At 72.4% G+C, this 6,193-nt stretch carries 5 protein-coding genes and 1 pseudogene; 3 read left to right on the plus strand and 3 right to left on the minus strand.

Annotation, left to right across the window (positions count from 1 at the left end; translation table 11 throughout):
* Positions 1 to 53: 53 nt before the first annotated feature.
* Genes MXD62_RS32485 through MXD62_RS32495 form a run of 3 tightly spaced genes read left to right on the plus strand, consistent with a single transcriptional unit; the run spans position 54 to position 3,148 of the window.
* On the plus strand, positions 54 to 410 hold the full coding sequence (locus tag MXD62_RS32485; RefSeq protein ID WP_248833175.1) for a helicase associated domain-containing protein: 357 nt from the start codon (positions 54 to 56) through the stop codon (positions 408 to 410).
* Positions 407 to 2,875 (plus strand): phosphoketolase family protein, encoded by a 2,469-nt coding sequence (locus MXD62_RS32490; protein ID WP_248833176.1) that lies wholly within the window; start codon positions 407 to 409, stop codon positions 2,873 to 2,875. The genes MXD62_RS32485 and MXD62_RS32490 overlap by 4 nt, the downstream gene beginning before the upstream one ends.
* Before the next feature lie 45 nt (positions 2,876 to 2,920).
* Positions 2,921 to 3,148 (plus strand): hypothetical protein, encoded by a 228-nt coding sequence (locus tag MXD62_RS32495; RefSeq protein WP_248833177.1) that lies wholly within the window; start codon positions 2,921 to 2,923, stop codon positions 3,146 to 3,148.
* 41 nt (positions 3,149 to 3,189) lie between these two features.
* On the opposite strand, the gene MXD62_RS32500 is transcribed toward MXD62_RS32495, so the two are convergent.
* The 3 genes and pseudogenes from MXD62_RS32500 to MXD62_RS32510 form a co-directional block, all read right to left on the minus strand.
* Positions 3,190 to 4,083 carry a universal stress protein gene (locus tag MXD62_RS32500; RefSeq protein WP_248833178.1) on the minus strand — a complete coding sequence of 298 codons (894 nt, stop codon included), beginning with the start codon at positions 4,081 to 4,083 and terminating at the stop codon, positions 3,190 to 3,192.
* Between the two features lie 142 nt (positions 4,084 to 4,225).
* Positions 4,226 to 5,776, minus strand: coding sequence for an AAA family ATPase (locus tag MXD62_RS32505; protein ID WP_248833179.1), 1,551 nt, complete (start codon positions 5,774 to 5,776; stop codon positions 4,226 to 4,228).
* A gap of 328 nt (positions 5,777 to 6,104) precedes the next feature.
* Positions 6,105 to 6,193: pseudogene (locus tag MXD62_RS32510) on the minus strand (DNA-binding response regulator); the annotation flags it as partial.

Raw genomic sequence — 6,193 nt, forward strand, 5'->3', positions numbered from 1 at the left:
AATCCGACGATCCGCAGGCAGCGGATCAGGCGGGAAGGCCAGGCAGGAAGGCGATGAGGGTCGTGACCGGTGATCACAGGACCGCCACCGACGACGCGTGGCGGTCCAGACGGCTGGAGCGGGGCGTCGGGCGGCTGTCCGCGGCGCAGGAACGGGCGGAGGACTCCCGGTTCGACCAGGGGCTGGCCGCGTTGCGGGCCTACGCGCATACTCAGGGCGATACCCTCATCCCGGACGGCTACATCGACTCGGACGGCTTCCCGCTGGCCGCCTGGGCCGCCGGCGAACGCATCGCCCACCTGGAGGGTGACCTCTCCGGCACGCGACGCGACGCACTGGAGCGCATCCCCGGCTGGCAGTGGGAGCCTGTTCGGGACCGCTGGCACCGCACAGGAGAGGATCGCGTATGACCGCTCCGGCCGTCCACGACCAGGAACAAGGCGACCACGAACACGGCGGCTTGGAGCACGGGCTCGAGGGGGCCGAGCTGGACGGGCTGATCGCCTACTGGAACGCGGCGAACTACCTGACCGCGGCGCAGATCTACCTGATGGACAACCCGCTGCTGCGCCGGCCGCTGCGCCGCGACGACATCAAGCCGCGGCTGCTGGGCCACTGGGGGACGTCCCCGGCGCTGAACCTGGTCTACGCCCACCTGAACCGGCTGGTCTGCCGGACCGGCCAGGACGTGCTCTACGTGGCCGGCCCCGGGCACGGCGGGCCGGCGCTGGTCGCCAACACCTACCTGGAGGGCACGTACTCGGAGATCTACCCGAGCGTGTCGCGGGACGTCGCCGGGCTGACCCAGCTCGTGCGGAGGTTCTCGACCCCCGGTGGTATCCCGAGCCACGTCAGCGTCCCGACACCGGGGTCGATCCACGAGGGCGGCGAGCTCGGCTACGCGCTCGTCCACGCGTTCGGCGCCGTGTTCGACCACCCCGATCTGCTGGTCGCCGCCGTTGTCGGCGACGGCGAGGCCGAGACCGGCCCGCTGGAGGGCAGCTGGAAGGGCGTCGACTTCCTCAACCCGGCCCGCGACGGCGCGGTGCTGCCGATCCTCAACCTCAACGAGTACAAGATCGCCAACCCGACGGTGCTCGGCCGGCTCTCCCGGGAACGGCTGAACCACCTGTTCGCCGGCCACGGGTACGACGTCCTGTGGGTGGAGGGCGACGACGTCCGCGCGGTGCACCGTGCCTTCGACGCCGCGCTGACCACCGCGCATGCCCGCATCCGCGACATCCAGCGGACGGCCCGGCGACCGGGTGCCACCGTCACCGAGGCGCCGATCTGGCCGATGATCGTGCTGCGGACCCCGAAGGGCTGGACCGGCCCGCACAAGGTGGACGGCGTCCTTGTCGAGGGGACGTTCCGAGCGCACCAGGTGCCGCTGTCGGGGGTGCGGGACAATCCCGAGCATCTCGCCCAGCTCGAGGCCTGGCTGCGTTCCTACCAGCCCGAGCGGCTGTTCGACGCCGACGGCCGGCTGGTGCCCGAGCTGGCGGCGCTCGCCCCGGAAGGCCCGGCCCGGCTCGGCGCCACCAGCTACGCCAACGGCGGCCTGCGCACCGAGCCGCTGCGGCTGCGCGACTGGCGAACCCACGCGCTCGACATCGACCCGGCGCGGCGCGGCAGCCTCGTCCACGAGACGACCCGGCCGCTGGGCGAGATGCTGGCCGACATCTACCGGGACAATCCGACCACCTTCCGGGTCTTCAGCCCGGACGAGCTGGCCAGCAACCGTCTCGGCGCGATCCTGGACGTCACCGACCGCTGCCTGGTCGCGCCGATCGACCCGCGCGACGACCGGGTCAGCCCGGCCGGCCGGGCGATGGAGGTCCTCTCCGAGCACCTGTGCGAGGGCTGGCTGGAGGGCTACACCCTGACCGGCCGGCACGGCCTGTTCGCCACCTACGAGGCGTTCGCGATGGTGTCGGCGTCGATGGTGATCCAGCACACCAAGTGGCTCCAGGAGGCGAGCCGGCTGGCGTGGCGCGCGCCCGTCCCGAGCCTGAACGTCCTGCTGACCAGCACCTGCTGGCGCAATGATCACAACGGCTTCTCCCACCAGGGGCCGGGGCTCATCGACACGGTCGTGCCGCTCTCGCCGGGAGTCGCCCGGATCTGGCTACCGCCGGACGCGAACAGCCTGCTCTCGGTCGCCGACCACTGCCTGCGCAGCCGCGACCACGTCAACCTGCTCGTCGCCGACAAACAGCCGCACCTGCAGTACCTGACCGCCGACGAGGCCGCCGAGCACGCCGCCCGCGGCGGGTCGGTCTGGGACTGGGCCGGCACCGAGGCCGACCTCGGCCGCGATCCCGACGTGGTGCTCGCCGGAATCGGCGACGTGCCGACGATGGAGATCCTCGCGGCCGCGGACCTGCTCCGCCGGTACGTGCCCAGCCTGGCCGTCAGGGTGGTCAACATCATCGACCTGATGGCCCTGCTGCGCTCGGACCTGCATCCGCACGGGTTCTCCACGCCGATGTTCCGCGCGCTGTTCACCGACTCGACGGACGTCGTCGTCGGCTTCCACGGCTACAGCCGGGCCGTCCACCAGTTGCTGCACGGCCGGGCGAACCCGCAGCGGTTCCACGTCCGCGGGTTCACCGAACAGGGCACCACCACGACCCCGTTCGACATGGTCGTGCGCAACGGTCTCAGCCGGTACCACCTGGCGCAGCTCGCCGTGGAGTTCGCCCGGGCCACCCATCCCGGCACGGACCGCCTGGTCAGCCACTGCCAGGACCAGTTGACGCGCCACCACGCCTACGTCACCGAGTACTTCGAGGACATGCCCGAGATCCAGGAGTGGAGCTGGCCGGGGCGGACGGTCGCACCGGGACTCGCCGAAGGTCATGCCAGCGCGTGACCGCACGCCGGTGAACGCCCGCGCGGAGCGGGGCACCCTGACTGCATGCGATGGAGCACCAGCAACGGATACCGGGTCGAGGAGACGATCATTGCGATGGACGGCGGCCGGCACGCTCGCGTGCTCCGGGTCACCCGCGGCGGCCTGGCTGTCGGGGACTTCGCGGGCTGGGGCGAGCTGCTGGCCGATCTCGACCTCGGCATTCCCTTCGAGGAGAACACGGAGACACCGGTCGGGGGCAGGCCGCAAGCAGCGGGCCGCACCGCCGCATGACGTGAGGAACACCCGCGCGCCGCGGTCCTGAGACTCGGGCGCTAGCCGGCTGCCCGGACGACGGCGACCGGGCAGTCGGCGTGGTGAACGCACTGGTGGCTGACCGAGCCGAGGAGCAGCCCGACGAACCCGCCGTGCCCGCGGGCGCCGACGACGAGCAGGCTCGCGTCGGTGGACACCCGGAGCAGGCCGGGCGCCGCCGCGTCCTCGACCAGCACCCGCTCGACACGCAGGCCGGTGTTCTCCACCTGTGCCCGCGCGACGCAGTCGTCCAGCAGCTCCCGCGCCGACTTCTCCAGGGTCGGGACGTCCAGCCCCACGTACGCCCCCGGGTAGAGCGGGGCCGCCGGGAACCAGGAGTGCACGACACGCAGGCTGGTCTCACGCGACCTGGCCTGCGCCGCCGCCACCCGCACCGCCGCGACCGAGGCCGCGGAGCCGTCCACACCGACGACCACCGGACCCGTCGGCCGGAGGTGACCGGCCCGCACGACGACCACCGTCGACCTCGCCCTGTGCAGGCAGACGTCGGTGACCGAACCGGCGAACAGGCGGTGCTTCCGGTTGGCCCCGTGCAGCCCCACGACCAGCATCTCCGCCTCGGTGGAGGCGTCGAGCAGCGCCTCGGCCGCATCCCGTCGCTCCACCTTCTCGACCATCGCGGTGGGCCAGGAGAGCTTGGCTGCGCGGCCGATCGCGGTCTGCAGCACGTGGTAGGCCGCGGCCTCGGTCTCATGTTCGCCCGCCGTCCCGGCGCCCGCCTTCTCCGCGCCCGCCGTCGCGGTCACCGAGGACACGGCGGGCGGGCAGTGCTTCGGATCCCAGGCGAGCATGACGGTGAGCGGGGAGTCCTGCCTGCGCGCCTGCGCCATCGCCCACCGCAGCGCCTCCTCGGCGTCGGCCGACCCATCCACTCCGACCACGATTCCGGCCATCGCACTCTTCTCCTTCGCTGTGCGAGCTCGTCTCCCTCACGGCGGGGACTCGACGAACGGGCATCTGACAGGGGTCCGCGCCGGCCGGCACGCCGTCCGGGCAGGTGTTCCGGAAAGGGCGGCGCCGGGCGCCGCACGGACGTCAGTCGACGATTCGCCCCGCGGCGGCGACCGTCTCCGCGACGGACACCGTGGTGTCGACGTCGAGCGCGGCCGGCCAGGGGTCGGTCCGATCAGCCATCGACGCGTACACCACGCCGGTCGCATCCGAGGCGTCCCCGCCGGTCCCGCACGCCCGCACGGCCCGCCGGGACGCGATGCGGGCGACGGCGATCCGCGTCGGTGCCACGCAGCGCACCTGCGCCAGGTCCGCGCCGGTCTCCTTTGCCGTCTCAGCCGCGAGCTCCCGGAACCGCCGGGACGACCACGAGGCATCGAGGACGACGCTCTGACCGCGTGCCAGCGCCTGCCGGGCCCTCGTGATCAGCTCGACGTAGCTGCGCTCGGTCGACTCGGCGCTGTAGATCCCCGCACCCGGCTCGACATCGACCGCGACGTCCGGGGCGAGGCCGGCGAGCTCCTTGCGCACCACGTCCGAGCGCAGCAGGACCCACTCGTCCTGCTCGGCGGCCAGGCCGCTCGCCAGCGTCGACTTGCCCGTCCCGGGCAGCCCGCCGACCAGCACCAGCCGTACCCGGCCCCGGCGGAGGTGCGCCAGCGCGATGTCGGCGAGGCGGCGTGCCTCCTCAGCGGCCTCCGGATCGCCCTGGTGGTCACGGATGCACGCGATGCGCACCCGGACGAACGCCCGGTAGGCGATGTAGAGGTGCTCCAGGGACGCCGGATGGGTCTCGCCGGAGAACTCGCGGTAGGCGTCGAGGAAGGTCCGGGCCGCCGCCGGGGCGCCGAGCCGCTCCAGGTCCATCGCGAGGAAGGCGACGTCGGCGAGGACGTCACCGACCCGCAGCCGGCGGTCGAAGTTGATGCAGTCCAGCACCCGCGGGCCGTCGTCCAGGCAGTAGATGTCGTCGGCGAGCAGGTCGCCGTGCCCGTCGCGGATCCGCCCGGCGCGCTGCCGCTCCGCCAGCAGGGGCGCCCGGCCGGCCAGATACCGCAGGGCCAGCCGGCCGATCTCGTCGACGGTGCCGGCGTCCAGGATCGAGCCACGGAACGGCGCGACGGCGTCCATCGCCTCCAGCCACAGCGCCTCCAGGTTGGCGAGCCCACCAGCCCGGGAGATCTCCGGCGAGGTCTCGCACCGCTCGTGGAACGCCGCCATCGTGCGGGCGATCGCGCGCAGCTCGCCGGTCAGGTCGGCGCCGCCGCGCACCAGTTCCGAGAGCTGGCGGTCGGCGGGCATCCGGCGCATCACCACCATGTGGTCGCGCGGGTGACCGGTCTCGTCCCTGATGTCGGCGACGCCGAGGTACACGTCCGGGGCGAGGCGCCGGTTGAGGCGCACCTCGTCCTCGCAGGACGCGAGCCGCGCCCGCCGGGTCCGGAGGTCCACGAAGCCGAGATCGACCGGCTTGCGCAACTTGTAGACGCGGTCCGCGGTGAGGAAAAGGATCGCGGTGTGCGTCTCCACGGTCTCCCGGTTGTCAAGATGGAGCTCCGGAACCGGGTGCTTCTCCACCGCCCCGGTCTCCAGCTCCCCGGAACAATCTGAATGGAGATCGCCGTTGCCTCGCATCGAATTCTTCTGAACCAGCATCCGACGTCTCCAGACGTGTTGTTCGGGACGATATCCGCCACGACCACCGACGTATGGTGCACCGGTACCGGCCGAGTGATCCGGGCTCCGGGATCGTCCGTCGTGGTCCGACGCCCTCCACGGGAAACGATCCCCTATTCGGGCCGAGCCGTCAGGGGACGATCGGGACACCGGGCCGGCGGACCTCCAGCCCCGAGCCGACGGGACCTTCGGGCAACCCGCCACCGGTCACCCGCCACCGGTCACCCGGCACCGGTCATGCGGGCGGACGTCAGCCGGCAGGCCCCGCCGCCCGCGCACGCCCGTACTACTCTCCGGCCTGCTTCATCAGGTAGACGGCGGCCTGCGTACGGCTCGCCAGGCCGAGCTTCTCCAGAATGCTCGACACGTAGTTCT

The sequence above is a fragment of the Frankia sp. Mgl5 genome (assembly GCF_023242985.1).
Classification (GTDB): Bacteria; Actinomycetota; Actinomycetes; order Frankiales; family Frankiaceae; genus Parafrankia; species Parafrankia soli.